The sequence below is a fragment of the Pseudomonas sp. SDO52101_S400 genome, assembly GCF_054071635.1.
Window position 1 is genome coordinate 1 of the sequence record NZ_JBSVWF010000058.1, and the last position, 24,480, is coordinate 24,480.

Genomic DNA, 24,480 nt, shown 5'->3' on the forward strand with positions numbered 1-24,480 from the left:
CCCGAAGTATCCGATCAAAAATAAAAATGCCAGTCAGCTTAACTGACTGGCATTACCCATCGGGGTGCTTTTTTGTGTCTGCGATTTGGGCGAGAAAAGCAGAGGGCATCGAATTAGAGGCATAAAAAAACACCCCGAAGGGTGCTTTTTTGGGTTTCGCGAAAAGCTTAGCGTTTCAGCGAAGCCGGCAGGTGCGGCTGGATCGCCGTCAGAACTGCCTTGAAGCACTTGGTGTTACCGGCAACGACGTGGCCTTTTTCAAGGAAGTCGTGACCACCGGTGAAGTCGCTCACCAAGCCACCTGCTTCCTGAATCAGCAGAGCGCCAGCGGCCATGTCCCACTCGGACAGACCCGACTCCCAGAACGCGTCGAAACGACCGGCAGCAACGTAAGCCAGGTCCAGGCTCGCCGAGCCCGCGCGACGGATGCCGGCAGTCTGGCCAACCAGGGCGCGGAACATGCCCAGGTAGTTGTCGAGGTTGTCCATCTGGTCGTCACGGAACGGGAAGCCGGTACCGAGCAGAGCGCCGTCCAGACTGGTGCGACCGCTGACACGCAGGCGACGACCATTCAATTGAGCGCCGCGACCACGGCTGGCGGTGAATTCTTCCTGGCGAACCGGATCCAGAACAACGGCGTGTTCCAGGCGACCACGGTATTTGCAGGCAATGCTGACAGCGAAGTGAGGAATGCCGCGCAGGAAGTTGGTGGTGCCGTCCAGTGGGTCGATGATCCACAGGTATTCTTCGCCTTCGATACCGCTACCGGCGTGCATGCCGGTCTCTTCACCCATGATCGAGTGATTCGGGTAAGCCTTGCGCAGGGCGTCGATGATTTTCTGTTCGGCGGCACGATCCACCTCGGATACATAATCCTTGGCGTCTTTTTCGTCGACCTTGATGGTATCCAGGCGCTCGATGGAGCGGAAGATCAGTTCACTGGCGCTGCGGGCGGCGCGCAGCGCGATATTCAGCATGGGCTGCATGGATGTGTCACCTAAGGTTGTTAAAGAAAGCCGCGCATTCTATCAGAACTTTTCTTCAGGTGAAGGTCGCTGTTCGCTTTCATAGCTTAACGGTAGGCTGTTCTGTAAGATTTGCACCCCTTTCCCGAGTCCGAGAGCGCCCGCCGTGCTGCAAAATATTCGTGTCGTCCTGGTCAACACCAGCCACCCGGGAAATATCGGCGGGACCGCGCGCGCCATGAAAAACATGGGCCTGTCGCGGCTGGTGCTGGTCGATCCGCGAGTCTTTCCGCATCACGAAGCCGATGCACGTGCTTCGGGGGCCGGAGACATCCTTGAAAACGCGCAAGTCGTCGCCACCTTGGAAGACGCCTTGGTCGGCTGCAATCTGGTGCTCGGCACCAGTGCCCGTGACCGGCGCATTCCCTGGCCGTTGCTGGACCCGCGCGAGTGCGGGACCAAAGTGGTCGAGGAAGCCGGGCAGGGCGCGGAAATCGCGCTGGTGTTCGGTCGTGAAGATTCCGGCCTGACCAACGACGAGCTGCAGCGATGTCACTATCACGTGCACATCCCCTCCGATCCTGAGTTCAGCTCGCTGAATCTCGGGGCGGCGGTCCAGGTGTTGAGTTATGAAGTGCGCATGGCCTGGCTGGCGGCACAAGGTCAGCCGACCAAGATCGAGAAGGAAGAAGTGGCCTCCGTGAAAAGCGCCGAACTGGCGACGATGGATGAGCTGGAGCGGTTCTATGAGCACCTTGAACAGACCCTGGTGGCCATCGAATTTCTCGATCCGGACAAACCGCGACACTTGATGGCGCGCCTGCGCCGGTTGTACGGACGCAGCTCGGTCAGCCGGGCGGAAATGAATATTTTGCGTGGCATCCTCACGGAAACCCAGAAAGCGGCCCGTGGCGAGCTCCTTAAGCGGAAGGATTAATGATGTTCGAGCGTTTGCGTGAAGATATCCAGAGCGTATTCCACCGAGACCCGGCGGCGCGTAACGCTTTTGAAGTCCTGACCTGCTACCCCGGCATGCATGCAATCTGGATTCATCGACTGGCTGGCATGCTCTGGCGCAACGATCTGAAATGGCTGGCGCGGCTGGTATCGAATTTCGGTCGCTGGTTGACCGGTATCGAGATTCATCCGGGCGCCAAGGTCGGTCGACGCTTCTTCATCGACCATGGCATGGGCATCGTCATTGGTGAAACCGCTGAAATCGGCGATGACGTCACGATTTATCAGGGCGTAACCCTTGGCGGCACCAGCTGGAACAAGGGCAAGCGTCACCCGACACTGGGTGATGGTGTAGTAGTCGGGGCGGGCGCGAAGGTCCTTGGCCCGTTCACGGTTGGTGCCGGTGCCAAGGTCGGCTCCAACGCTGTGGTGACCAAGGAAGTACCGCCTGGTGCCACGGTGGTGGGCATCCCGGGCCGGATCATCGTCAAGTCCGATGATGAGGTCGACGCCAAGCGCAAGGCGATGGCCGAGAAGATCGGTTTCGATGCTTATGGCGTGAGCGAAGACATGCCGGACCCGGTGGCGCGCGCCATTGGTCAATTGCTCGATCACTTGCAGGCAGTCGATGGCCGACTGGAAGGGATGTGCGGTGCGCTGAAGGATCTGGGCAGCAATTATTGTGCGAAAGATCTGCCAGAACTGCGTGAAGAAGACTTCGCCTGCGTCAAGGGCAAGGACGAATCCAAGCTCCATTGATGCCCCCGCAGGGGCTGCTGCTGACCGGTGTGCCATTAAGCCGCAGACCCTGCTATCATTCGCGCGCTCTTTTGCGGGTAAACCCGACTAAAGCACTAGGTCTTATAGTTGACTTAAATGCTCGGGAATTGCATACTCCCGCCCATTCCGAACTCCGTGGTAATTGTCCATGCGACTGACTACAAAAGGCCGATACGCCGTGACCGCCATGCTTGACCTGGCGTTGCACGCGCAGCACGGGCCCGTGTCCCTGGCCGATATCTCCGAGCGCCAAGGCATCTCCCTGTCCTATCTCGAACAGCTTTTCGCCAAGCTGCGCCGCAGTAACCTGGTCTCCAGTGTTCGCGGTCCGGGCGGTGGCTACCAGTTGTCCCGCGACATGCAGGGCATCCAGGTCGCGCAGGTGATCGATGCGGTGAACGAATCGGTCGATGCAACAAAATGCCAGGGCCAGGGCGACTGCCACTCCGGTGACACCTGCCTGACCCATCACCTGTGGTGCGACCTGAGCCTGCAGATTCACGAATTTCTCAGCGGTATCAGCTTGGCCGACCTCGTAACTCGCCGTGAGGTGCAGGAAGTGGCCCAGCGTCAGGATCAGCGTCGTTGCAATGGCAAGGCGCCGCGCCTGGACAAGATTGAAGCGTCCGCCGTCGAATGACAGCCAGAGAGCTAGCGGCACGCCAGCCAGCCTGATTTAGGAGATAGTCCATGAAATTGCCGATTTACCTTGATTACTCTGCGACCACCCCGGTCGATCCGCGCGTTGCGCAAAAAATGAGTGAATGCCTGCTGGTCGACGGAAACTTCGGTAACCCGGCGTCCCGTTCCCACGTGTTCGGCTGGAAGGCCGAAGAGTCCGTCGAAAACGCCCGTCGTCAGGTGGCCGATCTGGTCAATGCCGACCCGCGTGAAATCGTCTGGACCTCCGGTGCCACTGAGTCCGATAACCTGGCAATCAAGGGCGCGGCACATTTCTACGCCTCCAAGGGCAAGCACCTGATCACCTCCAAGATCGAGCACAAGGCTGTCCTTGACACCATGCGCCAACTGGAGCGCGAAGGTTTCGAAGTGACCTACCTCGATCCGACCGAAGACGGTCTGATCACGCCGGCAATGATCGAAGCCGCGTTGCGCGAAGACACCATCCTGGTGTCGGTGATGCACGTGAACAACGAAATCGGTACCGTCAACGACATCGCCGCCATCGGCGAGCTGCTTCGTTCGAAGGGCATCCTGTTCCACGTCGACGCCGCTCAGTCCACCGGCAAGGTCGAAATCGACCTGCAGAAGCTGAAAGTCGACATGATGTCGTTCTCCGCTCACAAGACCTACGGCCCTAAAGGCATCGGCGCGCTGTACGTCAGCCGCAAGCCGCGTGTGCGCATCGAAGCGACCATGCACGGCGGCGGTCACGAGCGCGGCATGCGTTCCGGCACCCTGGCGACTCACCAGATCGTCGGCATGGGCGAAGCGTTCCGTGTGGCCAAGGAAGACATGGCTGCCGAAAACGTCCGCATCAAGGCGTTGAGCGACCGCTTCTACAAGCAGGTCGAGCATCTGGAAGAGCTGTACGTCAACGGCAGCCTGACTGCCCGCGTTCCGCACAACCTGAACCTGAGCTTCAACTACGTCGAAGGCGAGTCGCTGATCATGGCGCTCAAGGATCTGGCGGTATCGTCCGGTTCGGCTTGCACCTCGGCGTCGCTCGAGCCTTCGTACGTATTGCGCGCCCTGGGCCGCAACGACGAACTGGCGCACAGTTCGATCCGCTTCACCTTCGGCCGCTTCACCACCGAAGAAGAAATCGATTACGCCGCGCAGAAAGTCTGCGAGGCCGTTACCAAGCTGCGTGCTCTTTCGCCGCTGTGGGACATGTACAAAGACGGCGTCGATATCTCGAAGATCGAGTGGGCGGCACACTAAATATAGAAGCCGCCGGATACAGATCCTGTAGCGACGCGGCGGTTTACGCAGCGCAGTTGCAGGGTCTCAAGAGCGGCCCTGATGAGTGAGGATTGAGAATCATGGCTTACAGCGAAAAGGTCATCGACCACTACGAAAACCCGCGTAACGTCGGCAAGATGAATGCCGAAGACCCGGACGTCGGCACTGGCATGGTCGGCGCCCCGGCGTGCGGCGACGTGATGCGTCTGCAAATCAAGGTTAACGATCAGGGTGTTATCGAAGACGCCAAGTTCAAGACCTACGGCTGCGGTTCGGCTATCGCCTCCAGCTCCCTCGCCACCGAGTGGATGAAGGGCAAGACTCTGGACGAAGCTGAAACCATCAAGAACACCCAACTGGCCGAAGAACTGGCCCTGCCGCCAGTGAAAATCCACTGCTCGGTGCTCGCTGAAGACGCCATCAAGGCGGCCGTTCGCGATTATAAGCAGAAGAAAGGCTTGATCTGACTTTCAAGATTTGGCGACGAGTAAGGAGTCAACGATGGCTATCAGCATGACAGAAGCGGCTGCTCGACACGTGCGGCGCTCCCTCGACGGGCGCGGCAAGGGTGAAGGGATTCGTCTGGGTGTTCGCACCACGGGCTGTTCCGGCCTTGCCTACGTGCTGGAGTTTGTCGACGAGGTGGTTGCAGAAGATCAGGTGTTCGAAAGTCACGGCGAAAAAGTGATTATCGACCCGAAAAGCCTGGCTTACCTCGACGGCACCGAGCTCGATTTCGTCAAGGAAGGGTTGAACGAAGGCTTCAAGTTCAACAACCCCAACGTGCGCGGTGAATGTGGCTGCGGCGAAAGCTTCAACATCTGAGGCTTGTCGTGGGAATTCCTTGTCATTTCGCTTTATTCGAGCTGCAGCCCGGCTTTCGTCTGGATCTCGAGCAGTTGGCCACGCGCTATCGTGAGTTGGCGCGCGGCGTTCATCCTGATCGCTTCGCCGACGCTTCCGAGCGCGAGCAGCGGTCTGCGCTCGAGCAGTCTGCGCGACTCAACGATGCTTATCAGACGCTCAAGAGCCCGGCCCAGCGTGCGCGCTACCTGCTGACGATCAGCGGGCATGAAGTGCCGATGGAAGTCACGGTCCATGATCCCGAGTTTCTTCTGCAGCAGATGCAATGGCGCGAAGAGCTCGAAGATTTGCAGGACAGTGCCGATCTGGACGGTGTCGCGGCTTTCAAGCGCCGCCTGAAAACCGCCCAGGATGAGCTGAACGAAAGCTTCGCAGCCTGTTGGGATGATGCAGCGCAGCGCGAGCAGGCTGAACGCCTGATGCGGCGCATGCAGTTCCTCGACAAGCTCACCTACGAAGTGCGCCAGTTAGAAGAGCGCCTCGACGATTAACCCAGTGCCGCTCCGGTCGCACGCCTGATATACAGATAAGTCCTGATCACGATGGCCCTACTGCAGATCGCCGAACCCGGCCAAAGTCCTCAACCGCACCAGCGTCGTCTGGCTGTGGGGATCGACTTGGGCACTACCAATTCGCTGGTCGCTGCGTTGCGCAGTGGTCTTTCCGAGCCTCTGGCCGACGCCGATGGGCGGGTCATCCTGCCTTCCGCCGTGCGCTATCACGCCGATCGCGTCGAAGTCGGCGAGTCGGCCAAGCTGGCCGCGTCCTCCGATCCCTTGAATACCGTGCTGTCGGTCAAGCGCCTGATGGGGCGTGGTCTGTCCGACGTCAAGCAATTGGGTGATCAGCTGCCGTACCGCTTTGTCGGCGGCGAATCGCACATGCCGTTCATCGACACCGTGCAGGGCCCGAAAAGCCCGGTCGAAGTTTCCGCCGATATCCTGAAAGTATTGCGCCAGCGTGCTGAAGCTACCCTTGGCGGTGAGCTGGTTGGCGCGGTGATCACCGTTCCGGCGTATTTCGACGATGCTCAGCGTCAGGCTACCAAGGACGCGGCGAAACTCGCTGGTCTGAACGTGTTGCGCCTGCTCAACGAGCCGACCGCAGCTGCGGTGGCTTATGGTCTGGATCAGCATGCCGAGGGTCTGGTCGCCATTTACGACCTGGGCGGTGGCACGTTCGATATTTCGATTCTGCGTCTGACCGGCGGCGTCTTCGAAGTCCTGGCTACTGGTGGCGATAGCGCGCTGGGCGGCGATGACTTCGATCACGCGATTGCCGGCTGGATCATCGAGAGCGCCGGTTTGTCCGCTGATCTCGATCCGGGCGCGCAACGCAGCTTGCTGCAAACCGCTTGCGCGGCCAAAGAAGCCCTGACGGATGCCGACACTGTTGAGGTTGCCTACGGCGACTGGAAAGCACAGTTGACCCGCGAAGCCTTCGATGCGCTGATCGAGCCAATGGTCGCTCGCAGCCTGAAAGCTTGCCGTCGCGCCGTTCGCGATTCCGGCGTTGAGCTGGAGGACGTGCATGCTGTGGTCATGGTCGGTGGTTCGACCCGTGTTCCGCGTGTGCGCGAAGCTGTCGCCGAAGCCTTCGGCCGTCAGCCGCTGACCGAAATCGACCCGGATCAAGTGGTGGCCATCGGGGCTGCGATCCAGGCGGATACACTGGCAGGTAACAAGCGCGATGGCGGCGAATTGCTGCTGCTCGACGTGATTCCGCTGTCCTTGGGGCTGGAAACCATGGGCGGTCTGATGGAGAAGGTGATTCCGCGCAACACCACCATCCCGGTTGCCCGAGCTCAAGACTTCACCACTTATAAAGACGGCCAGTCGGCCATGGCGATCCACGTATTGCAGGGCGAGCGCGAGCTGATCAGCGACTGCCGTTCCCTGGCTCGCTTCGAATTGCGCGGCATTCCGGCGATGGTGGCGGGTGCGGCGAAGATTCGTGTGACCTTCCAGGTCGATGCCGACGGTCTGCTCAGCGTTTCCGCCCGCGAATTGGGTTCAGGCGTTGAAGCCAGCATTCAGGTCAAGCCGTCTTATGGTTTGACCGACGGCGAAATCGCCAAGATGCTCAAGGATTCGTTCCAGCACGCCAATGACGACAAGGTCGCCCGCGTTCTGCGCGAGCAGCAAGTTGATGCCCAGCGCCTGATCGAAGCGGTGCAGGGGGCTCTGGAGGCAGATGGCGAGCGTTTGCTTGATGCCGAAGAGCGCATGGTCATCGATCTGCAGGTGCAGGAACTGGCCGAACTGATGAAAGGTACTGATGGTTACGCCATCGAGCAGCAGACCAAGCGTCTGTCGCAAGTGACCGATGCTTTTGCTGCCCGTCGTATGGATCAGACGGTGAAAGCCGCTCTGTCCGGGCGCAACCTGAATGAAATCGAGGATATCTGATGCCGCAGGTCATTTTTCTGCCACACGAGAAGTTCTGCCCTGAAGGCATGGTTGTCGAGGCTGAGCCCGGCACTTCGATTCTTGATCTGGCTCATGAGCACCATATCGAGATGGAAAGCGCCTGCGGCGGCGTCTGCGCTTGCACCACTTGTCACTGCATCATTCGCGAGGGTTTCGACTCGCTGGAAGAAGCTGACGAGTTGGAGGAAGATTTCCTTGATCGTGCATGGGGTCTGGAGGCGCAGTCGCGTCTGGCCTGTCAGGCTATCGTAGGTGAAGAAGACATCACTGTCGAAATCCCGAAATATTCGCTTAACCATGCGGCCGAAGCGCCGCACTGACTGGTAAGACTGTCATGAGCTACGGTTGGAATGATGTTCAACGTATTGCAGAAGAGCTGGCCGAAGCCAAGCCGGATGTCGATCCGCTCTCTGTCAATTTCGTCGACCTGCAGCGATGGATCATGGAACTGCCTGATTTCGACAATACCTCTGGCCGTGTCGGCGAGAAGGTGTTGGAAGCGGTCCAGGCTCTCTGGATCGAAGAAGTAGACTGATCGTCCTTGCAGGTTAGGCAATACCCAAGAACCCGCGTATAATTCGCGGGTTTAATTTTTCGCAAATTACTGTTTCTGGAGTTACACCATGGCTGTTCAACGTACTTTCTCCATCATCAAGCCTGACGCTGTTGCAAAAAACGTCATCGGCGAGATCACCACTCGTTTCGAAAAAGCAGGCCTGCGCGTTGTAGCTTCGAAACTGAAGCAACTGTCCAAAGCCGAAGCTGAAGGCTTCTACGCTGAGCACAGCGCTCGTGGTTTCTTCGGCGACCTGGTTGCCTTCATGATCTCCGGTCCTGTTGTTGTTCAGGTTCTGGAAGGCGAAAACGCTATCGCTCTGAACCGTGAGCTGATGGGCGCTACCAACCCTAAAGAAGCTGCTGCCGGCACCATCCGTGCTGACTTCGCTGATTCCATCGACGCCAACGCTGTACACGGTTCGGACTCCGAAGCCGCTGCTGCTCGTGAAATCTCGTACTTCTTCGCAGCTACTGAAGTAACCACTCGCTAAGCATTGGCTTAAAGAGTGAAGGTGAATCCATGACTACATCGACTGTTAAAACCAACCTGCTGGGTCTGACCCAGCCGGAAATGGAAAAATTCTTCGACTCAATCGGGGAGAAGCGTTTCCGTGCCGGTCAGGTAATGAAATGGATTCACCACTTTGGCGTGGATGATTTCGACGCCATGACGAACGTCAGCAAGGCCTTGCGCGACAAGCTCAAGGCTATTGCTGAGGTCCGTGGTCCCGAAGTGGTCAGCGAGGACATCTCCAGCGACGGTACCCGTAAGTGGGTGGTGCGCGTGGCGTCCGGCAGCTGTGTCGAGACCGTTTACATTCCCCAGGGCAAGCGCGGCACTCTGTGCGTTTCGTCCCAGGCAGGCTGTGCCCTGGACTGCAGTTTCTGCTCCACCGGCAAGCAAGGCTTCAACAGCAACCTCACCGCCGCCGAAGTCATCGGTCAGGTGTGGATTGCCAACAAATCCTTCGGCAGTGTTCCGGCTACCATCGACCGCGCCATCACCAACGTGGTGATGATGGGCATGGGCGAACCGCTGCTGAACTTCGACAACGTCGTGGCCGCCATGCATCTGATGATGGATGATCTGGGCTACGGGATCTCCAAGCGCCGCGTGACCCTGTCCACGTCGGGTGTGGTGCCGATGATCGATGAGCTGGCCAAGCACATCGACGTATCCCTGGCGTTGTCCTTGCACGCACCGAATGACGCATTGCGTAACCAATTGGTGCCGATCAACAAGAAATATCCGCTTAAGATGCTGCTCGAGTCGTGCCAGCGCTACATGTCCGAACTGGGCGAGAAGCGCGTGCTGACCATCGAGTACACCTTGCTCAAGGACGTCAACGACAAGCTTGAGCACGCTGTGGAAATGATCGAGCTGCTCAAGGATATTCCCTGCAAGATCAACCTGATTCCGTTCAACCCGTTCCCGCACTCCGGGTACGAGCGGCCGAGCAACAACGCCATCCGCCGGTTCCAGGATCAGCTTCACCAGGCAGGCTATAACGTGACCGTGCGCACCACCCGTGGTGAAGACATCGACGCGGCTTGCGGTCAATTGGTAGGGCAGGTGCTGGATCGCACCCGTCGCAGCGAACGTTACATCGCCGTGCGCGAATTGAGCGCCGACAGCGATCTGGCACAGAACGCCGCGAACACTAACTAAGAGAGGATCTCTATGTCCCTGCGCTTTGCGCTGCTGTTGCTGTTGGCCAGCCTGTGTGCTGGCTGTGTCCTGTCGGGCGATTACAACCCGATGAAGACCAGCAAGGGTCGCGATGAAGCGCGGGCTGCCTACGTGCAGTTGGGGCTGGGATACTTGCAGCAGGGCATGACCGAGCGGGCCAAGGTGCCGTTGAAGAAGGCCCTCGAGCTGGACAGTTCGGATCCCGACGCCAACGCAGCCCTTGGGCTGGTGTTCCAGTCCGAGATGGAACCTGCACTGGCGGATGAGCACTTTCGCAAGGCGCTGTCCTCCCGTCCCGCCGATGCCCGCATCCTCAATAATTACGGCAGTTTTCTCTACGAAGAACAGCGTTACAAGGAAGCCTACGAGCGTTTTGAACAGGCCGCCGCCGATACCCTGTATCCTGAGCGTTCGCGTGTGTTCGAGAACCTCGGCATGACGGCATCCAAGCTTGGTCAGCGTGATCTGGCCCAGCAGCAACTGGAAAAAGCATTGCGTTTGAACCGTCAGCAACCACGGGCATTGCTGGAAATGGCTGAGTTGTCATTCGAAGACAGGCATTATGTGCCCGCGCGTGACTATTACGACCGTTTCAGCCAGCTGTCCGAGCAAAATGCACGTAGTCTGTTGCTCGCGGTTCGGTTGGCAAAAGTGTTTGAAGATCGCGACAAGGCCGCCAGTGCGGGCCTGCAATTAAAACGACTCTATCCCGGTACGCCGGAATATCAGCAATACCTGTCGGAGCAATGATGAAAGCGGCGCATCCCGAAGTTGTAGCAGCGACTCGCGTTAACCCCGGTGAGACCTTGCGCCAGGCCCGCGAAAGCAATGGCTGGTCGCTGGCCGAAGTGGCCCTCAAGCTCAACCTCACCGTGACTTCCCTGACCAACCTCGAAGCCGGTGCGTTCGACAAACTGCCGGGGCATACCTTCGCTCGCGGTTACATTCGCGCCTATGCCAAATTGCTCGGCATGGATCAGGCGGTCCTGGTCCAGCAGTTCGACCAGTCCACCGGCACCGACTCCCAGGGCAGCAACGTCCACGCCCTGGGCCGGATTGAAGAGCCGGTCCGGGTTTCCCACACCATTTTGCGGATCGTCAGCCTGTTGTTGCTGATTGCGGTCATCGGCGGCGGTTTCGTCTGGTGGCAGGATCAGACCTCGCTGCGGACCAAGGACTTGACCACGCTGGCGCCCGAGCACGTCGAAGTTGAAGGCGCTGACGGCACCACTCAGATTCACCCGCTTGACGAGCCGGAAGACCAGGCCGTTGCGGAAGGCGAGACCGAGGGCGCAACCGCCCTGGCGCTGCCACAGGCTGAAACCGCTGCCGAGTCGACCGGTGCCGAGGCTGCCGCTCCGACAACTGCTCCAGTGACGCCTGCTCCAGCCGTAACCGCTGCTGTTCCGGCTCACACGCCGGCTCCGGTGGTGACTGCTCCTGTCGCGCCTGCACCGAACGCTCCGGCTACGCCAGCGCCTGTCGTCACGGCTCCGGTTGCTCCGATCGTCTCTGCTGCAGCGCCTGCGCCAGTTGTCCCGGCAGCACCGGTTGCCGGCCAGGGCCAGGTTCAATTGCAGTTCACTGCCGATTGCTGGGCTCAGGTCACTGACGGCAGTGGCAAAGTGTTGTTCAGCGGTCTCAAGCACAAGGGCGACAGCGTTTCCGTGGCCGGCAAGCCACCGCTGGCTGTTCGTCTGGGCGTTGCCCGTGCCGCGCAAGTCAGCTACAACGGCCAGCCGGTCGATATCGCTCCGTTCACCAGTGGCGAGACTGCTCGCCTGAAGTTGGGTCAATAAGTCATGCACGGCGAATCTCCAATCAAACGTCGCGAATCACGCAAGATCTGGGTCGGTAACGTGCCTGTCGGCGGCGATGCGCCTATCGCTGTGCAGAGCATGACCAACAGCGATACCAACGACGTCGCTGCCACAGTCGCCCAGATCAATCGCCTTGAAGCTGCCGGTGTCGACATCGTGCGGGTTTCGGTGCCGGACATGGACGCCGCCGAGGCATTCGGCAAGATCAAGCAACTGGTCAAGGTGCCGTTGGTTGCCGACATCCATTTCGACTACAAGATCGCTTTGCGTGTGGCCGAACTGGGTGTGGACTGCCTGCGCATCAACCCGGGCAACATCGGTAGCCCGGATCGCGTACGCGCCGTGGTCGATGCCGCCCGTGATCGCGGGATTCCGATCCGCATCGGCGTCAACGCCGGTTCGCTGGAAAAAGACCTGCAAAAGAAATACGGCGAGCCGACTCCGGCTGCGCTGGTCGAGTCGGCATTGCGTCATGTCGAGCACCTTGAGCGCCTGAATTTCCAGGACTACAAAGTCAGCGTGAAGGCATCTGATGTGTTCATGGCCGTCGAAGCCTATCGCCTGCTGGCCAAGGAAATCGTTCAGCCGCTGCATCTGGGCATCACCGAAGCTGGTGGATTGCGCTCCGGTACAGTGAAATCCGCCGTGGGCCTAGGTATGCTGCTCGCCGAGGGGATTGGCGATACTATCCGCATCTCGCTGGCGGCCGACCCGGTCGAGGAAGTGAAGGTCGGTTACGACATTCTCAAGTCTTTGCATCTGCGTTCCCGTGGCATCAACTTCATCGCCTGCCCGAGCTGCTCGCGGCAGAACTTCGATGTGGTCAAGACCATGAACGAGCTGGAGGGGCGCCTCGAAGACCTGCTGGTGCCGCTGGATGTCGCGGTGATCGGTTGCGTGGTCAATGGCCCGGGTGAAGCCAAGGAAGCCCATATCGGTTTGACCGGCGGCTCGCCAAACCTGATTTACATCGACGGCAAGCCGTCGCATAAGCTGACGAATGACAATCTGGTGGACGAGCTGGAAAAGCTGATCCGCGAGAAAGCGGCCGAGAAGGTCGAAGCCGACGCAGCGGTTATCGCGCGCGGCTGATCGAACGAATTAAGGAATTTCTGTGAGCAAGTCTCTGCAAGCCATTCGTGGCATGAACGACATCCTGCCGGAACAGACGCCGGTATGGCGCTACTTCGAAGGCACTGTTTCGCGTTTGCTGGATAACTACGGTTACAAGCAGATCCGTATGCCGATCGTTGAGTTCACCGAGCTGTTCAAGCGCTCCATCGGTGAAGTGACCGACATCGTCGAAAAAGAGATGTACACCTTCGACGACCGCAACGGCGACTCCCTGACCCTGCGTCCGGAAGGCACGGCAGCGTGCGTGCGTGCCGTGCTCGAGCACGGCATCACCGGCGGTGGCCAGGTGCAGAAACTCTGGTACATCGGCCCGATGTTCCGTCACGAGCGTCCGCAGAAAGGCCGTTATCGCCAGTTCCACCAGATCGGTCTGGAAGTGTTCAACCTCGACGGTCCGGACATCGACGCCGAACTGATCGTGCTGACCTGGCGCCTGTGGGGCGAGCTGGGTATCCGCGATGCGGTCAAGCTTGAGCTCAACAGTCTCGGCACCAGCGAGTCCCGCGGCCGTTATCGTGAAGCGCTGGTCGAGTACCTCTCGGCGCACCACGACAAACTGGACGAAGACAGCCAGCGTCGCCTGAAGACCAACCCGCTGCGCGTGCTCGACACCAAAAATGCCGACACCCAGGCCGTGCTGGTCGATGCGCCGAAAATGGCCGATTACCTGGATGACGAATCCCGTGCCCACTTTGAAGGCCTGAAGGCCCGTCTGGATGCCGTTGGCATTCCTTACGTGCTCAACCCGAAACTGGTACGCGGCCTCGACTACTACAGCAAAACCGTATTCGAATGGGTCACCGACAAGCTCGGCGCCCAGGGTACCGTGTGCGCGGGCGGCCGTTATGACGGTCTGGTCGAGCAGATGGGCGGCAAGCCGACCCCAGGCGTCGGTTTCGCCATGGGTATCGAGCGTCTGGTGTTGCTGCTGGAAACCCTGGAGCAGATTCCGGAAGAAATCTCCCGTCAGGTCGACGTCTACCTCTGCGCCTTCGGTGAAGAAGCGGAGCTGGCCGGTCTGGCCCTGGCCGAGCGTGTACGCGACCAACTGCCCAACCTGCGCCTGCAAGTCAATGCCGGCGCCGGCAGCTTCAAGAGCCAGTTCAAGAAAGCCGACAAGAGCGGTGCGCTGTACGCACTGATCCTCGGTGACGACGAAATGGCCCAGCAAGTGGTAGGTTTCAAACCCCTGCGTGGCCAGGGCGAACAACAAAGCATTGCCTGGGATGCGCTCGCTGCACACCTGGCCACCTGCGTCGTGCAGGGTTGAAGCTGTCTAAACAGCCGATTTAGCGATTAAGGAGTATTGGGGTGTCGAGTACCGAAGACGAACAGTTGGCGGATTTGAAGGACTGGTGGACACGCAACGGCAAACCTCTGGTCACTGGCGGCCTGTTGGCGCTGGTCATCGTGTTCGGCTGGCAGGCTTTTCACAAGTATCAGAGCAACCAGTCGCAAGGCGCCTCGGTGCTCTATCAGCAATTGCTGGAAACCACGCTGACCCCGGACGGCAAGCCTGACGCCGCACGCGTTGCGGATCTGGCCGGCAAGCTCAACAGCGAATTCGGCGGGACTGCCTACGCGCAGTACGGCAGCCTGTTCGTGGCCAAGGTAGCGGTCGACAGCGGCAAGCTGGACGACGCGGCGACCGAACTGAAAGCCATCGTTGCCAAGCCGGCCAACGCAGCACTGGGCGAAATCGCCCGTCAGCGTCTGGCGCAGGTGCTGGGTGCACAGAACAAGGCTGATGAGGCTTTGAAACTGCTTGAAGGCGATGCCGACAAGTCGTTCCTGGCCACTCGCGAAGAACTCAAGGGCGACCTGCTGGTACAGCTGGGCCGCACTGATGAAGCGAACACGGCGTATCAAAAAGCCAAGGCGGCACTGTCGGATGAAGCGGCGGTCGGTGGCCTTCAAATCAAGCTGGACGACCTGGCCAAAGGGGATGCGTGACGTGATCCGTTGGAAGCATGCAGCATTGCTGGCTCTGGCCCTTCTGGCCGCGGGTTGCAGCAGCAACAGCAAAAAAGAACTGCCACCGGCCGAACTGACCGATTTCAAGGAAGAAGTGGTTCTGCACAAGCAGTGGAGCCGCTCGATCGGTGACGGTCAGGGCGAAACCTACAACATGCTGGTGCCGGCGATCGATGGTGACACCATCTATGCGGCCGACGTCACTGGCATCGTCATGGCCATGGATCGCAGCAACGGCGACGTGAAGTGGAAAAAGGAACTTGACCTGCCTGTCTCCGGCGCCGTTGGCGTAGGTTACGGCCTGGTTCTGGTCGGCACCCTGCGAGGCGAAGTCATTGCACTCGACACCATCAACGGTGAAGAGAAATGGCGCGCTCGCGTGACCAGTGAAGTGCTGGCGCCACCTGCCAACAACGGTGACATCGTGGTCGTGCAGACCCAGGACGATCGCCTGATCGGTCTGGATGCCTCCACCGGTCAACAGCGTTGGGTGTATGACAGCACGCCAGCCGTGTTGACTCTGCGCGGCACCAGCGCACCGCTCGTGACCAACCGCCTCGCGGTGGCTGGCCTGTCGACCGGTAAAGTGATCGCTCTGGACATTTCCAACGGCGTGCCGGTCTGGGAACAACGGATCGCGATTCCGCAAGGTCGTTCGGAACTGGAGCGTGTTGTCGACATCGACGGCGGTCTGCTGCTGTCCGGCGGTACGCTGTACGTTGCCAGCTATCAGGGTCGCGTTGCGGCACTGGACCTGGAAAGCGGTCGTCAACTGTGGCAGCGCGATGCTTCGAGCTACGCCGGTATCGCCCAGGGTTTCGGCAACGTCTACGTGAGCCTGTCTTCGGGCACCGTTGAAGGCGTCGACGAGCGTTCGACCACTGCACTGTGGACCAACGATTCGCTGGCCCGTCGTCAACTGTCGGCACCGGAAGTGTTCTCCAGCTACGTTGCAGTCGGTGACCTGGAAGGTTACCTGCATCTGCTGAGTCAGGTGGACGGTCGTTTCGTCGGCCGCGAGCGCATCGACAGCGACGGCCTGCGTGCCCGTCCGCTGGTGGTGGGTGACACGATTTATGTGTATGGCAACAGCGGCAAACTGGAAGCCCTGACCATCAAGTAATGGTTTGACTATGCTTGGGGTTAATTCCCCAGGCGGCCTTGCTTCTGCAGGGTTTGCAGCACCCACGGGTGTTGCCCCGAGCACCAGCCGCTGCCTCGCAGCGGCTTTTGTATTTTCTGAAATAACGAAGTGGAGAGCCGCATGGTTCCCGTAATCGCCCTGGTGGGCCGACCGAACGTCGGCAAGTCCACCTTGTTCAACCGCCTGACCAGGACTCGCGACGCCATCGTCGGCGACTTGTCCGGTCTGACCCGTGATCGCCAGTACGGTGAGGCCAAGTGGCAAGGGCGTTCCTACATTCTGATCGACACCGGCGGTATCTCCGGTGACGAGCATGGTATGGACGAAAAAATGGCCGAGCAGTCGCTGCTGGCCATTGAAGAAGCGGATGTTGTTCTGTTCCTGGTAGATGCCAAGGCCGGTTTCACCGCCGCCGACCAGATGATCGCCGAACACTTGCGCAAACGTAACAAGCGCTCCCACGTAGTGGCCAACAAGGTCGACAATATCGATCCGGAAATGGCCCGCGCCGAATTTGCCCCGCTGGGCATGGGCCACGCGATCCCGATCGCCGGCGCCCACGGTCGTGGCATCACTCAACTGCTGGAAACTGCCCTCAGCGATTTCCCGCGCGATGACGATGAGCCTGCCGAAGGCGAAGAGGAAGAGATCGTTGCCGAAGGCGAGGAAGCCAAGCGCATTCCTGGCCCGAGCGAAAAAGACGGGATCAAGATCGCCATCATCGGCCGCCCGAACGTCGGCAAGTCGACGCTGGTCAACCGCATGCTCGGTGAAGACCGGGTTATCGTCTATGACCAACCCGGCACCACCCGCGACAGTATCTACATCCCGTTCGAGCGTAACGACGAGAAGTACACCCTGATCGACACCGCCGGTGTGCGCAAGCGCGGCAAGATCCACGAAGAAGTCGAAAAGTTCTCCGTGGTCAAAACCCTGCAGGCGATCAAAGACGCCAACGTGGTGATCTTCGTGATGGACGCCCGCGAAGGCGTGGTCGATCACGACCTCAACCTGCTGGGCTTTGCCCTTGAAGCAGGTCGTGCGCTGGTGATCGCGATCAACAAGTGGGACGGCATGACGCCAAGCGAGCGCGACTTCGTGAAGATCGAGCTGCAGCGTCGCCTGTTCTTCGTCGAGTTCGCCGACATCCACTTCATCTCGGCACTGCACGGTACCGGCGTGGGTAACCTCTACGCTTCGGTGCAGAACTCGTTCAAGTCCGCGGTTACCCGCTGGCCGACCAGCCGCCTGACCCAGATCCTCGAAGATGCGGTCAGCGAGCACCAGCCGCCGATGGTCAACAGCCGCCGGATCAAGCTGCGTTACGCTCACCTGGGTGGTGCGAACCCGCCGATCATCGTGATCCACGGTAACCAGATCGAGAAAGTGCCGAAGTCTTACGTGCGCTATCTGGAAAACACTTACCGCCGTGTGCTCAAACTGGTCGGTACGCCGATCCGTATCGAGTTCAAGGGTGGCGAGAACCCGTACGAAGGCAACAAGAACACGCTGACCGACCGCCAGGTCAACAAGAAGCGTCGTTTGATGTCGCACAACAAGAAGGCCAGCAAGAAGCGCCGCGACAAGAAGTAGGTCGCTGCCCGTTGATCGTTTCCATGCACAGCACAGGAACGATCATCGAGAGAGAAGGGGCGCCGTTTGGCGCCCTTTTTTTATGGGCGCCGGATGGGCTATCCTCGGGCTCTCCCGCGCCGTCGTCAGTGCCGGGGCAGAGCAGGGAACCCCGATGATTACCAGCAAGCTGCCGAATGTCGGCATCACTATTTTCACGCAGATGTCTCAGCTCGCGGCGCAGACCGGAGCCATCAACTTGTCCCAGGGTTTTCCCGATTTCGACGGCCCGCAGTCGTTGCGCGATGCGGTCGGTCGGCACATCGCAAGCGGCCATAACCAGTACTCGCCAATGACCGGCCTGCCGGCGTTGCGTCAGCAGATCGCGGCCAAAATCGCTCGCAGCTATGGCGCCAACGTGGATGCCGACACTGAAGTGACCGTGACCCCCGGCGCGACCCAGGCGATCTTCTGTGCGATCCAGGCGGTTATCCACAGCGGCGATGAAGTCATCGTGTTCGACCCGGCCTACGATAGCTACGAGCCGTCGGTGGAACTGGCCGGTGGGCGTTGCGTGCATGTGCAGTTGGGCCTGAATGATTTTTCCATCGACTTCGACAAGCTCAGTGCAGCTTTGAGCCCGCGCACGCGGATGATCATCCTCAACACCCCGCATAACCCGAGCGGTGCGCTGATCAGTCGCGCCGAGCTCGACCAGTTGGCGGCTTTGATCCGTGATCGCGACATCTACGTGATCAGCGATGAAGTCTATGAACACCTGGTGTTCGACGGTGTGCCGCACGTCAGCGTGCTGGCCCATGAAGAGCTGTATCAGCGTGCGTTCGTGGTCAGCTCGTTCGGCAAGACCTATCACGTCACCGGCTGGAAAACCGGCTACGTCGTGGCGCCTCCGGCCATGACGGCCGAACTGCGTAAAGTGCACCAATATGTGAGCTTCTGTGGTGTGACACCGCTGCAGTATGCCTTGGCCGATTACATGGCCGAGCATCCGGAACACGTTGAAGAGCTGCCGGGCTTCTATCAGGCCAAGCGTGATCTGTTCTGCGATTTGCTGGAGCCTTCGCGATTCAGTTTCACCCGAGTCGCCGGCACTTATTTCCAACTGGTCGACTACTCGCAGATCCGTCCCGACCTGAACGATGTCGAGATGGCGATGTGGATGACCCGCGAGCATGGCGTGGCCAGTATCCCGGTGTCGGTGTTCTACCAGAATCCACCCGAAGGCCAGCGCCTGGTGCGCCTGTGCTTCGCCAAACGCGAGGAGACGCTGCGGGAAGCGGCGGCAAAACTATGCGTGATCTGAGTGCATTACCCGATCTCAATCTGGCGCTGATCCAGACCAGTCTGGCCTGGCATGATCGTCAGGCCAACCTTGAGCATTTCGACGCTTTGCTGGAGCAGGCGCGGGGTGCGGATCTGATTATCCTGCCGGAAATGTTCACCACCGGATTCTCCATGGAGTCCGAAACCCTGGCCGAAGCCGAAAACGGCCCGACCAGCAAATGGCTTCGGGCCCAGGCGGCGAAACTGGATGCCGTGGTCACTGGCAGCGTGATCATCCAGGCTGCCGACGGCAGCCATCGCAACCGCTTGCTGTGGGCTCGACCGGACGGCGAAGTACTGCATTACGACAAACGCCATCTGTTCCGCATGGCCGGCGAGCACAATCACTACACCCCCGGCGAACGCCAGGTGCAGTTCGAACTCAAGGGCTGGCGAGTGCGTCCGCTGATCTGTTACGACTTGCGCTTTCCGGTGTGGAGTCGCGATGCGCAAGACACCGATCTGCTGCTGTACACCGCCAACTGGCCGGGTGCACGGCGTCAGCACTGGAACCGGCTGTTGCCGGCCCGGGCCATTGAAAACCTTTGTTATGTAGCGGCAGTCAATCGAGTCGGTACCGACGGCAAGGGCTTTGCCTACACCGGCGACAGTCAGGTGCTGGATTTCCAGGGCGAAACCTTGCTGGCGGCGGGGGAGGCGGACGGTGTGTTCAAGGTGGTGCTGGAAGCGGCTTCGCTGGCGGCTTACCGCGAGCGGTTCCCGGCGAATCTGGATGCGGACACGTTCGAGTTCACCTGAGTTTTATGTTGTCAGTGCGGACCCCATCGCGGGCAAGCCCGCTCCCGCAGTGACCGGTGTGTACTCAATGTCATTTACACCCAAAAAACCTGTGGGAGCGGGCTTGCCCGCGAAAGGGCCATATCGAACACCCTCAAAACCAGCAGGCATAAAAAAGGCCCCGGAGTTCGCACTCCGGGGCCTTTTGCTTTGCAGCGGTCAGTTACGCCGCTTTCGCTTCCGGCTGGCTCAGCGAGCGGTTCAGCGCGCTGAACAGTGCCTTGAAGCTGGCCGTGGTGATGTTTTCATCGATGCCCACGCCGTGCACCGCACGCTCGCCGTTCACACGCAGTTCGATGTACGCCGCGGCCTTGGCATTGGTGCCCGCACCGATGGCATGTTCGTTGTAGTCCATGATCTCCACCGGAATCGGCAGACCGGCCACCAGGGCTTCCAGCGCACCGTTGCCCTTGCCGCGCCAGTGCAGGTTGGTTTCGCCCTGGCCCTTGCTCGCCACTTCCACTTCGACGGCGCTGTTGCCGTTTTCTTCCTGCAGGCGATGGCTGACCAGCGCATACGGGGTGTTGGCTTGCAGGTACTCGCTGATCAACAGCGAATGGATCTGCTTGGCGGTCATCTCCAGGCCCAGGCGGTCGGTTTCACGCTGCACGACCTGGCTGAATTCGATCTGCATGCGACGTGGCAGGCTGATGCCGTATTCCTGTTCCAGCAGGTACGCGATACCGCCCTTGCCCGACTGGCTGTTGACGCGGATCACCGCCTCGTAGCTGCGACCGATGTCGGCCGGGTCGATCGGCAGGTACGGTACTTCCCACAGTGCGTCGGATTTCTGCTGGGCGAAGCCCTTGCGGATCGCGTCCTGGTGGGAGCCGGAGAAGGCGGTGTGCACCAGGTCGCCGACGTACGGGTGGCGCGGGTGAACCTGGATCTGGTTGCACTCTTCGACGACCTTGCGCACGCCGTCGATGTCGGAGAAGTCCAGTTGCGGGTCGAGGCCCTGGGTGTACATGTTCAGCGCCACGGTGACGAGGTCGACGTTGCCGGTACGCTCGCCGTTGCCGAACAGGCAGCCTTCTACGCGGTCGGCGCCGGCCATCAGGCCGAGTTCGGTGGCGGCCACACCAGTGCCACGGTCGTTGTGGGTGTGCAGGCTGATGATCACGCTGTCACGACGGTTGATGTTGCGGTGGAACCACTCGATCTGGTCGGCGTAGACGTTCGGGGTCGCGCACTCAACGGTGGCCGGCAGGTTGAGGATGATCTTGTGCTCAGGCGTCGGGTTCCAGACCTCGATCACGGCGTCACAGACTTCCTTGGCGAACTCAAGCTCGGTGGCGCTGAAGGTTTCCGGCGAGTACTCGAAGGTCCACTCGGTGTCCGGCTGCATCGCTGCGTATTTGACGAACAGCTTGGCGGCGTTCACGGCGATGGCCTTGATCCCGTCCTTGTCCTGGTTGAATACGATGCGACGGAAAGAAGGGGAGGTGGCGTTGTACAGGTGAACAATCGCCTTCTTCGCCCCGCGCAGGGATTCGAAGGTGCGTTCGATCAAATCTTCACGGCCCTGGGTCAGCACCTGGATGGTGGTGTCGTCCGGGATGTGGCCTTCTTCGATCAGGGTACGCACGAAGTCGAAGTCGGTTTGCGATGCGGCCGGGAACGACGCTTCGATTTCCTTCACGCCCACTTGCACCAGGGTTTTCCAGAAGCGCAGCTTTTTCACCGCGTCCATCGGCTCGATCAGCGACTGGTTGCCGTCACGCAGGTCGGAGCTGCACCAGATCGGCGCGGCATCGATGGTTTTCGACGGCCAGGTACGATCCGGCAGATTGATCACTGGAAACGCGCGGTATTTCGAAGACGGGTCTTTGAGCATGCTCATCGGGAAATTCCTTATTGTCTGGGCCGAAAAGAGGCGGCCTGCCGGTGGAACGAATGTTCGGGGAGAAGCTTGGGACGAGGCGCAGCGATTCAGCCCGGCAGTCGTGCGCTGACGAGGCACAGGCTGCGGTGCTGGCGAAGCTGAATAAGGGTGTGAGAGGTTTTCATGCCTTCAACCCTAACCGCGGGGGATTAGGATGGCAAGCAGTCGAAAAAAATTGAGAGAAATACCCGGAAAGCGGGATTTTGCGAGATTTTATTGTGGAATATGCCGGTGATCTTTCGGATGTTTGCGTGAGGTTTGATTGGGGCGCAATCGATTTTGTAGGGCTTTCGAGGGTTTCAGCGCTATTGAGGCCGCCTTCGCGGGCAAGCCCGCTCCCACGATTTCTCTGGTGAACGCGAGTTTTGTGAGCGACTCAGATCCCTGTGGGAGCGGGCTTGCCCGCGAAGAGGCCAGTGGCCTCAATACAGATTCAAGGTTGGAATGCGCCAATGAAGATCGCCGGATCGACCCGCGCATCATTCAGGCTGATGTTCCAGTGCATGTGCGGCCCAGTGGCCCGGCCGGTCGAGCCAACCTTGCCGACCACTGCTCCGCGGGACAGTTGATCGCCGACCTTCACGTCAATTTTCGACATGTGACAGAACATGCTGATAAAGCCCTGGCCGTGGTCGACGAACACGGTGTTGCCATTGAAGAAGTAATTGCCGATCAGGATCACCTTGCCCGCCGCCGGGGTCTTGATCGGCGTGCCGGCCGGCACCGCGAAATCCAGACCTGCGTGAGGATTGCGCTCTTCACCGTTGAAGAAACGGCGCACGCCGAACTTGCTCGACAGCGGCCCGTTGACCGGTTTGTCCAGTAGCAGGTTGCTCGGCGTGTTCGGACTGAAACTGCGGTAAGCCTTGATCTGCTCGGCCAGTTCGCCCTCGATGCGCTTGAGGTTCGCCGGATTCGGATTGACCTGCTGAGTGTTCTTCAGCGTGATGTGCTGTTCCGGGTATTTCTTGTTGCCAACGGTGAAGTTCAGATTCTTGCCGCCGCTGCTGATTTGCTGGGTGCCGGGTTTGACGGTCAACGGAACGCCGACAATCGCCAGCCAGTTGTTCTGTTCCTTGACCACCAGCACCGGTTTGCCCTGGTACGTGGCTTTCGGCGCTTGCGCGGCGGTGCCCAGATCGATGACCGCGACGCCGCCAGGCACCGGTTTGTTCAACAGACGGGTGATGTAGCTGTCGGCGTGGGCGTTGAAGGTCAGGCACAGCAACAACAGCGGAGCTAGAAAACGCGGCATGGATCAGTCCAGTAAAGAAAGGGTGACGGGCGTCAGGTGGTTGTCCTCGACGCGCACTTGCAGTTCGCCTTCGCCCAGTTTGGCCTTCAGACGCTGGCCGGTGTGGGTTTGCGCCGCGTCGCGGATCGCGTTGCCACGCTCGTCGAGCAGAATGCTGTAACCACGACCGAGGGTCGCCAACGGGCTGACCACGTGCAGGGTCTGCATCTGGCTTTGCAATTGCAGGCGTCGGCGTTTCAGACCTTCGTTGATCGCGCGAGGCAGGCGCTCGGCAAGACTGTCGAGGCGCTGGCGCAACAGGGCCAGTTGACGTCCCGGGTGTTGCCCGGCGAGGCGGGTTTCCAGGCGTATCAGGCGTTCGCGACGGGTATTGAGCTGGCGCTCGAACGCCCGGCGCATGCGCATGTCCAGATCATCCAGACGCTGTGCCTGCTGGCGCAGACGTTCGCCGGGATGACGCAAGCGGCGGGCCACGCCCTCAAGGCGCAGGCGATCGCGCATCAGGCGGTCACGCATGCGCATTACCAGTCGGCGATGCAGGCTTTCGACCTGACGGATCAGGTGGCTGGAATCCGGTGCGAGCAATTCGGCCGCTGCGGACGGTGTAGGTGCACGCACGTCCGCCACAAAGTCGCTGATCGACACGTCGGTTTCATGCCCGACCGCGCTGACGATCGGCGTCACACAGGCATCCACCGCCCGGGCCACGGCCTCTTCGTTGAAGCACCAGAGGTCTTCCAGCGAGCCGCCGCCACGGGCCAGGATCAGCGCGTCGAAGCCACGGGCGTCGGCCAGTTTCAGGGCGCGGACGATCTGCGCGGTGGCTTCGCGGCCCTGAACGGCGGTGGGAATCAGCGTCAGTTGCACCTGCGGCGCACGGCGTCGGAACACACTGATAATGTCGCGAATGACCGCACCGGTGGGAGAACTGATGATGCCGATGCGCTGCGGGTGCGCGGGCAGCGGCACCTTGCGCTCGGCACTGAACAGGCCTTCGGCGCTGAGCTTTTCCTTCAAGGCATCGAAGGCAAGGCGCAACGCACCGTCGCCGGCAGGCTCTACGGTGTCGAGAATCAGCTGATAGTCGCCACGCCCTTCGAACAGCGAGACCTTGCCGCGCACCTTGACCGCCAGACCGTCCTTCAGCGCCTGACGCACCCGCGCGGCATTCTGGCGGAACAGCGCGCAACGCACCTGTGCGCCACTGTCCTTGAGAGTGAAGTACACGTGACCGGACGCCGGGCGGGCGAGGTTGGAGATTTCGCCTTCGACCCAGATGTTGCTGAACACGTCTTCGAGCAACACCCGCGCGCGGCCGTTGAGCTGGCTGACGGTCAGGACTTCGCGGTCCAGGCCGAGTCTTGCAAAGGGATCTTTAATCATGG

General features: G+C 60.0%; 25 protein-coding genes. 21 read left to right on the forward strand and 4 right to left on the reverse strand.

Translation table 11 applies throughout. The annotated features are described in order from the left end of the window. Window positions 1-167: 167 nt before the first annotated feature. The gene (gene suhB / locus ACW9HX_RS23775; RefSeq protein ID WP_085709393.1) at window positions 168-986 is read right to left on the reverse strand and encodes a type III secretion system regulator SuhB; all 819 of its coding nucleotides are present in this window, start codon (window positions 984-986) and stop codon (window positions 168-170) included. A 145-nt stretch (window positions 987-1,131) separates the two neighbouring features. Between suhB and trmJ the strand changes: the two genes are divergently transcribed. The 21 genes from trmJ to ACW9HX_RS23880 all read left to right on the forward strand — a co-directional run bounded on the left by trmJ (window position 1,132) and on the right by ACW9HX_RS23880 (window position 19,916). Further along, window positions 1,132-1,902 (forward strand): tRNA (cytosine(32)/uridine(32)-2'-O)-methyltransferase TrmJ, encoded by a 771-nt coding sequence (gene trmJ / locus ACW9HX_RS23780; RefSeq protein WP_457382479.1) that lies wholly within the window; start codon window positions 1,132-1,134, stop codon window positions 1,900-1,902. 2 nt (window positions 1,903-1,904) lie between these two features. Then, window positions 1,905-2,681 (forward strand): serine O-acetyltransferase, encoded by a 777-nt coding sequence (gene cysE / locus ACW9HX_RS23785; RefSeq protein ID WP_085699842.1) that lies wholly within the window; start codon window positions 1,905-1,907, stop codon window positions 2,679-2,681. A gap of 169 nt (window positions 2,682-2,850) precedes the next feature. Continuing rightward, window positions 2,851-3,342 carry a Fe-S cluster assembly transcriptional regulator IscR gene (gene iscR, locus ACW9HX_RS23790; RefSeq protein WP_007956690.1) on the forward strand — a complete coding sequence of 164 codons (492 nt, stop codon included), beginning with the start codon at window positions 2,851-2,853 and terminating at the stop codon, window positions 3,340-3,342. Between the two features lie 50 nt (window positions 3,343-3,392). Then, on the forward strand, window positions 3,393-4,607 hold the full coding sequence (locus ACW9HX_RS23795) for an IscS subfamily cysteine desulfurase (RefSeq protein ID WP_007956689.1): 1,215 nt from the start codon (window positions 3,393-3,395) through the stop codon (window positions 4,605-4,607). Between the two features lie 101 nt (window positions 4,608-4,708). Continuing rightward, complete coding sequence (gene iscU / locus ACW9HX_RS23800) at window positions 4,709-5,095, forward strand: Fe-S cluster assembly scaffold IscU (protein ID WP_003227907.1); 387 nt, start codon at window positions 4,709-4,711, stop codon at window positions 5,093-5,095. A 34-nt stretch (window positions 5,096-5,129) separates the two neighbouring features. Further along, complete coding sequence (iscA, locus tag ACW9HX_RS23805) at window positions 5,130-5,453, forward strand: iron-sulfur cluster assembly protein IscA (RefSeq protein ID WP_003227904.1); 324 nt, start codon at window positions 5,130-5,132, stop codon at window positions 5,451-5,453. Window positions 5,454-5,461: 8 nt separating this feature from the next. Beyond that, window positions 5,462-5,983: a co-chaperone HscB gene (hscB, locus tag ACW9HX_RS23810; RefSeq protein WP_457382498.1), complete on the forward strand. Its 522-nt coding sequence runs from the start codon at window positions 5,462-5,464 to the stop codon at window positions 5,981-5,983. A 51-nt stretch (window positions 5,984-6,034) separates the two neighbouring features. After that, the gene (hscA, locus tag ACW9HX_RS23815) at window positions 6,035-7,900 is read left to right on the forward strand and encodes a Fe-S protein assembly chaperone HscA (RefSeq protein ID WP_457382480.1); all 1,866 of its coding nucleotides are present in this window, start codon (window positions 6,035-6,037) and stop codon (window positions 7,898-7,900) included. After that, window positions 7,900-8,241 carry an ISC system 2Fe-2S type ferredoxin gene (gene fdx / locus ACW9HX_RS23820; protein ID WP_003227897.1) on the forward strand — a complete coding sequence of 114 codons (342 nt, stop codon included), beginning with the start codon at window positions 7,900-7,902 and terminating at the stop codon, window positions 8,239-8,241. The genes hscA and fdx overlap by 1 nt, the downstream gene beginning before the upstream one ends. A 14-nt stretch (window positions 8,242-8,255) precedes the next feature. After that, window positions 8,256-8,456: a Fe-S cluster assembly protein IscX gene (iscX, locus tag ACW9HX_RS23825; RefSeq protein WP_027619659.1), complete on the forward strand. Its 201-nt coding sequence runs from the start codon at window positions 8,256-8,258 to the stop codon at window positions 8,454-8,456. A gap of 88 nt (window positions 8,457-8,544) precedes the next feature. Next, entirely contained in the window at window positions 8,545-8,970 is a 426-nt protein-coding gene (gene ndk / locus ACW9HX_RS23830) for a nucleoside-diphosphate kinase (protein ID WP_007916882.1), read from the forward strand. Window positions 8,971-8,999: 29 nt separating this feature from the next. Then, window positions 9,000-10,148 carry a 23S rRNA (adenine(2503)-C(2))-methyltransferase RlmN gene (rlmN, locus tag ACW9HX_RS23835; RefSeq protein WP_096818602.1) on the forward strand — a complete coding sequence of 383 codons (1,149 nt, stop codon included), beginning with the start codon at window positions 9,000-9,002 and terminating at the stop codon, window positions 10,146-10,148. Window positions 10,149-10,160: 12 nt separating this feature from the next. Further along, entirely contained in the window at window positions 10,161-10,919 is a 759-nt protein-coding gene (gene pilW, locus ACW9HX_RS23840) for a type IV pilus biogenesis/stability protein PilW (RefSeq protein WP_457382481.1), read from the forward strand. Continuing rightward, window positions 10,919-11,968, forward strand: a complete 1,050-nt coding sequence (locus tag ACW9HX_RS23845) for a RodZ domain-containing protein (RefSeq protein ID WP_457382482.1) — start codon at window positions 10,919-10,921, stop codon at window positions 11,966-11,968. The genes pilW and ACW9HX_RS23845 overlap by 1 nt, the downstream gene beginning before the upstream one ends. Window positions 11,969-11,971: 3 nt before the next feature. Beyond that, entirely contained in the window at window positions 11,972-13,081 is a 1,110-nt protein-coding gene (gene ispG, locus ACW9HX_RS23850; protein WP_457382483.1) for a flavodoxin-dependent (E)-4-hydroxy-3-methylbut-2-enyl-diphosphate synthase, read from the forward strand. Between the two features lie 22 nt (window positions 13,082-13,103). Next, complete coding sequence (gene hisS, locus ACW9HX_RS23855) at window positions 13,104-14,393, forward strand: histidine--tRNA ligase (RefSeq protein WP_192558927.1); 1,290 nt, start codon at window positions 13,104-13,106, stop codon at window positions 14,391-14,393. A gap of 41 nt (window positions 14,394-14,434) precedes the next feature. Beyond that, complete coding sequence (locus ACW9HX_RS23860; RefSeq protein ID WP_457382484.1) at window positions 14,435-15,076, forward strand: tetratricopeptide repeat protein; 642 nt, start codon at window positions 14,435-14,437, stop codon at window positions 15,074-15,076. Continuing rightward, window positions 15,069-16,220, forward strand: coding sequence for an outer membrane protein assembly factor BamB (gene bamB, locus ACW9HX_RS23865; RefSeq protein WP_096818592.1), 1,152 nt, complete (start codon window positions 15,069-15,071; stop codon window positions 16,218-16,220). The genes ACW9HX_RS23860 and bamB overlap by 8 nt, the downstream gene beginning before the upstream one ends. Before the next feature lie 141 nt (window positions 16,221-16,361). Further along, the gene (der, locus tag ACW9HX_RS23870) at window positions 16,362-17,834 is read left to right on the forward strand and encodes a ribosome biogenesis GTPase Der (RefSeq protein WP_457382485.1); all 1,473 of its coding nucleotides are present in this window, start codon (window positions 16,362-16,364) and stop codon (window positions 17,832-17,834) included. A gap of 154 nt (window positions 17,835-17,988) precedes the next feature. Then, on the forward strand, window positions 17,989-19,137 hold the full coding sequence (locus ACW9HX_RS23875; RefSeq protein ID WP_457382486.1) for a pyridoxal phosphate-dependent aminotransferase: 1,149 nt from the start codon (window positions 17,989-17,991) through the stop codon (window positions 19,135-19,137). After that, complete coding sequence (locus ACW9HX_RS23880; protein WP_102620820.1) at window positions 19,125-19,916, forward strand: amidohydrolase; 792 nt, start codon at window positions 19,125-19,127, stop codon at window positions 19,914-19,916. Before ACW9HX_RS23875 ends, ACW9HX_RS23880 begins: the two co-directional genes overlap by 13 nt. Before the next feature lie 202 nt (window positions 19,917-20,118). Here ACW9HX_RS23880 and leuA read toward each other — a convergent pair whose 3' ends face one another. The 3 genes from leuA to xseA all read right to left on the reverse strand — a co-directional run bounded on the left by leuA (window position 20,119) and on the right by xseA (window position 24,478). Then, window positions 20,119-21,798, reverse strand: a complete 1,680-nt coding sequence (gene leuA, locus ACW9HX_RS23885; protein ID WP_096818584.1) for a 2-isopropylmalate synthase — start codon at window positions 21,796-21,798, stop codon at window positions 20,119-20,121. A gap of 475 nt (window positions 21,799-22,273) precedes the next feature. After that, window positions 22,274-23,095, reverse strand: a complete 822-nt coding sequence (locus ACW9HX_RS23890; protein WP_457382487.1) for a peptidoglycan DD-metalloendopeptidase family protein — start codon at window positions 23,093-23,095, stop codon at window positions 22,274-22,276. Between the two features lie 3 nt (window positions 23,096-23,098). Continuing rightward, window positions 23,099-24,478 (reverse strand): exodeoxyribonuclease VII large subunit, encoded by a 1,380-nt coding sequence (gene xseA / locus ACW9HX_RS23895; RefSeq protein ID WP_457382488.1) that lies wholly within the window; start codon window positions 24,476-24,478, stop codon window positions 23,099-23,101. Window positions 24,479-24,480: the final 2 nt, after the last annotated feature.

Excerpts from the sequence above, each read along its gene's own strand:
- ACW9HX_RS23845 (WP_457382482.1), top strand. The coding sequence starts at position 10,919 with ATGAAAGCGGCGCATCCCGAAGTTGTAGCAGCGACTCGCGTTAACCCC.
- cysE (WP_085699842.1), top strand. The coding sequence starts at position 1,905 with ATGTTCGAGCGTTTGCGTGAAGATATCCAGAGCGTATTCCACCGAGAC.
- suhB (WP_085709393.1), bottom strand. The coding sequence starts at position 986 with ATGCAGCCCATGCTGAATATCGCGCTGCGCGCCGCCCGCAGCGCCAGT.
- ACW9HX_RS23875 (WP_457382486.1), top strand. The coding sequence starts at position 17,989 with ATGATTACCAGCAAGCTGCCGAATGTCGGCATCACTATTTTCACGCAG.
- iscA (WP_003227904.1), top strand. The coding sequence starts at position 5,130 with ATGGCTATCAGCATGACAGAAGCGGCTGCTCGACACGTGCGGCGCTCC.
- bamB (WP_096818592.1), top strand. The coding sequence starts at position 15,069 with ATGCGTGACGTGATCCGTTGGAAGCATGCAGCATTGCTGGCTCTGGCC.
- leuA (WP_096818584.1), bottom strand. The coding sequence starts at position 21,798 with ATGAGCATGCTCAAAGACCCGTCTTCGAAATACCGCGCGTTTCCAGTG.
- der (WP_457382485.1), top strand. The coding sequence starts at position 16,362 with ATGGTTCCCGTAATCGCCCTGGTGGGCCGACCGAACGTCGGCAAGTCC.
- ispG (WP_457382483.1), top strand. The coding sequence starts at position 11,972 with ATGCACGGCGAATCTCCAATCAAACGTCGCGAATCACGCAAGATCTGG.
- rlmN (WP_096818602.1), top strand. The coding sequence starts at position 9,000 with ATGACTACATCGACTGTTAAAACCAACCTGCTGGGTCTGACCCAGCCG.
- iscU (WP_003227907.1), top strand. The coding sequence starts at position 4,709 with ATGGCTTACAGCGAAAAGGTCATCGACCACTACGAAAACCCGCGTAAC.
- ACW9HX_RS23880 (WP_102620820.1), top strand. The coding sequence starts at position 19,125 with ATGCGTGATCTGAGTGCATTACCCGATCTCAATCTGGCGCTGATCCAG.
- ACW9HX_RS23795 (WP_007956689.1), top strand. The coding sequence starts at position 3,393 with ATGAAATTGCCGATTTACCTTGATTACTCTGCGACCACCCCGGTCGAT.
- iscR (WP_007956690.1), top strand. The coding sequence starts at position 2,851 with ATGCGACTGACTACAAAAGGCCGATACGCCGTGACCGCCATGCTTGAC.
- xseA (WP_457382488.1), bottom strand. The coding sequence starts at position 24,478 with ATGATTAAAGATCCCTTTGCAAGACTCGGCCTGGACCGCGAAGTCCTG.
- hscA (WP_457382480.1), top strand. The coding sequence starts at position 6,035 with ATGGCCCTACTGCAGATCGCCGAACCCGGCCAAAGTCCTCAACCGCAC.
- ndk (WP_007916882.1), top strand. The coding sequence starts at position 8,545 with ATGGCTGTTCAACGTACTTTCTCCATCATCAAGCCTGACGCTGTTGCA.
- fdx (WP_003227897.1), top strand. The coding sequence starts at position 7,900 with ATGCCGCAGGTCATTTTTCTGCCACACGAGAAGTTCTGCCCTGAAGGC.
- iscX (WP_027619659.1), top strand. The coding sequence starts at position 8,256 with ATGAGCTACGGTTGGAATGATGTTCAACGTATTGCAGAAGAGCTGGCC.
- pilW (WP_457382481.1), top strand. The coding sequence starts at position 10,161 with ATGTCCCTGCGCTTTGCGCTGCTGTTGCTGTTGGCCAGCCTGTGTGCT.
- ACW9HX_RS23890 (WP_457382487.1), bottom strand. The coding sequence starts at position 23,095 with ATGCCGCGTTTTCTAGCTCCGCTGTTGTTGCTGTGCCTGACCTTCAAC.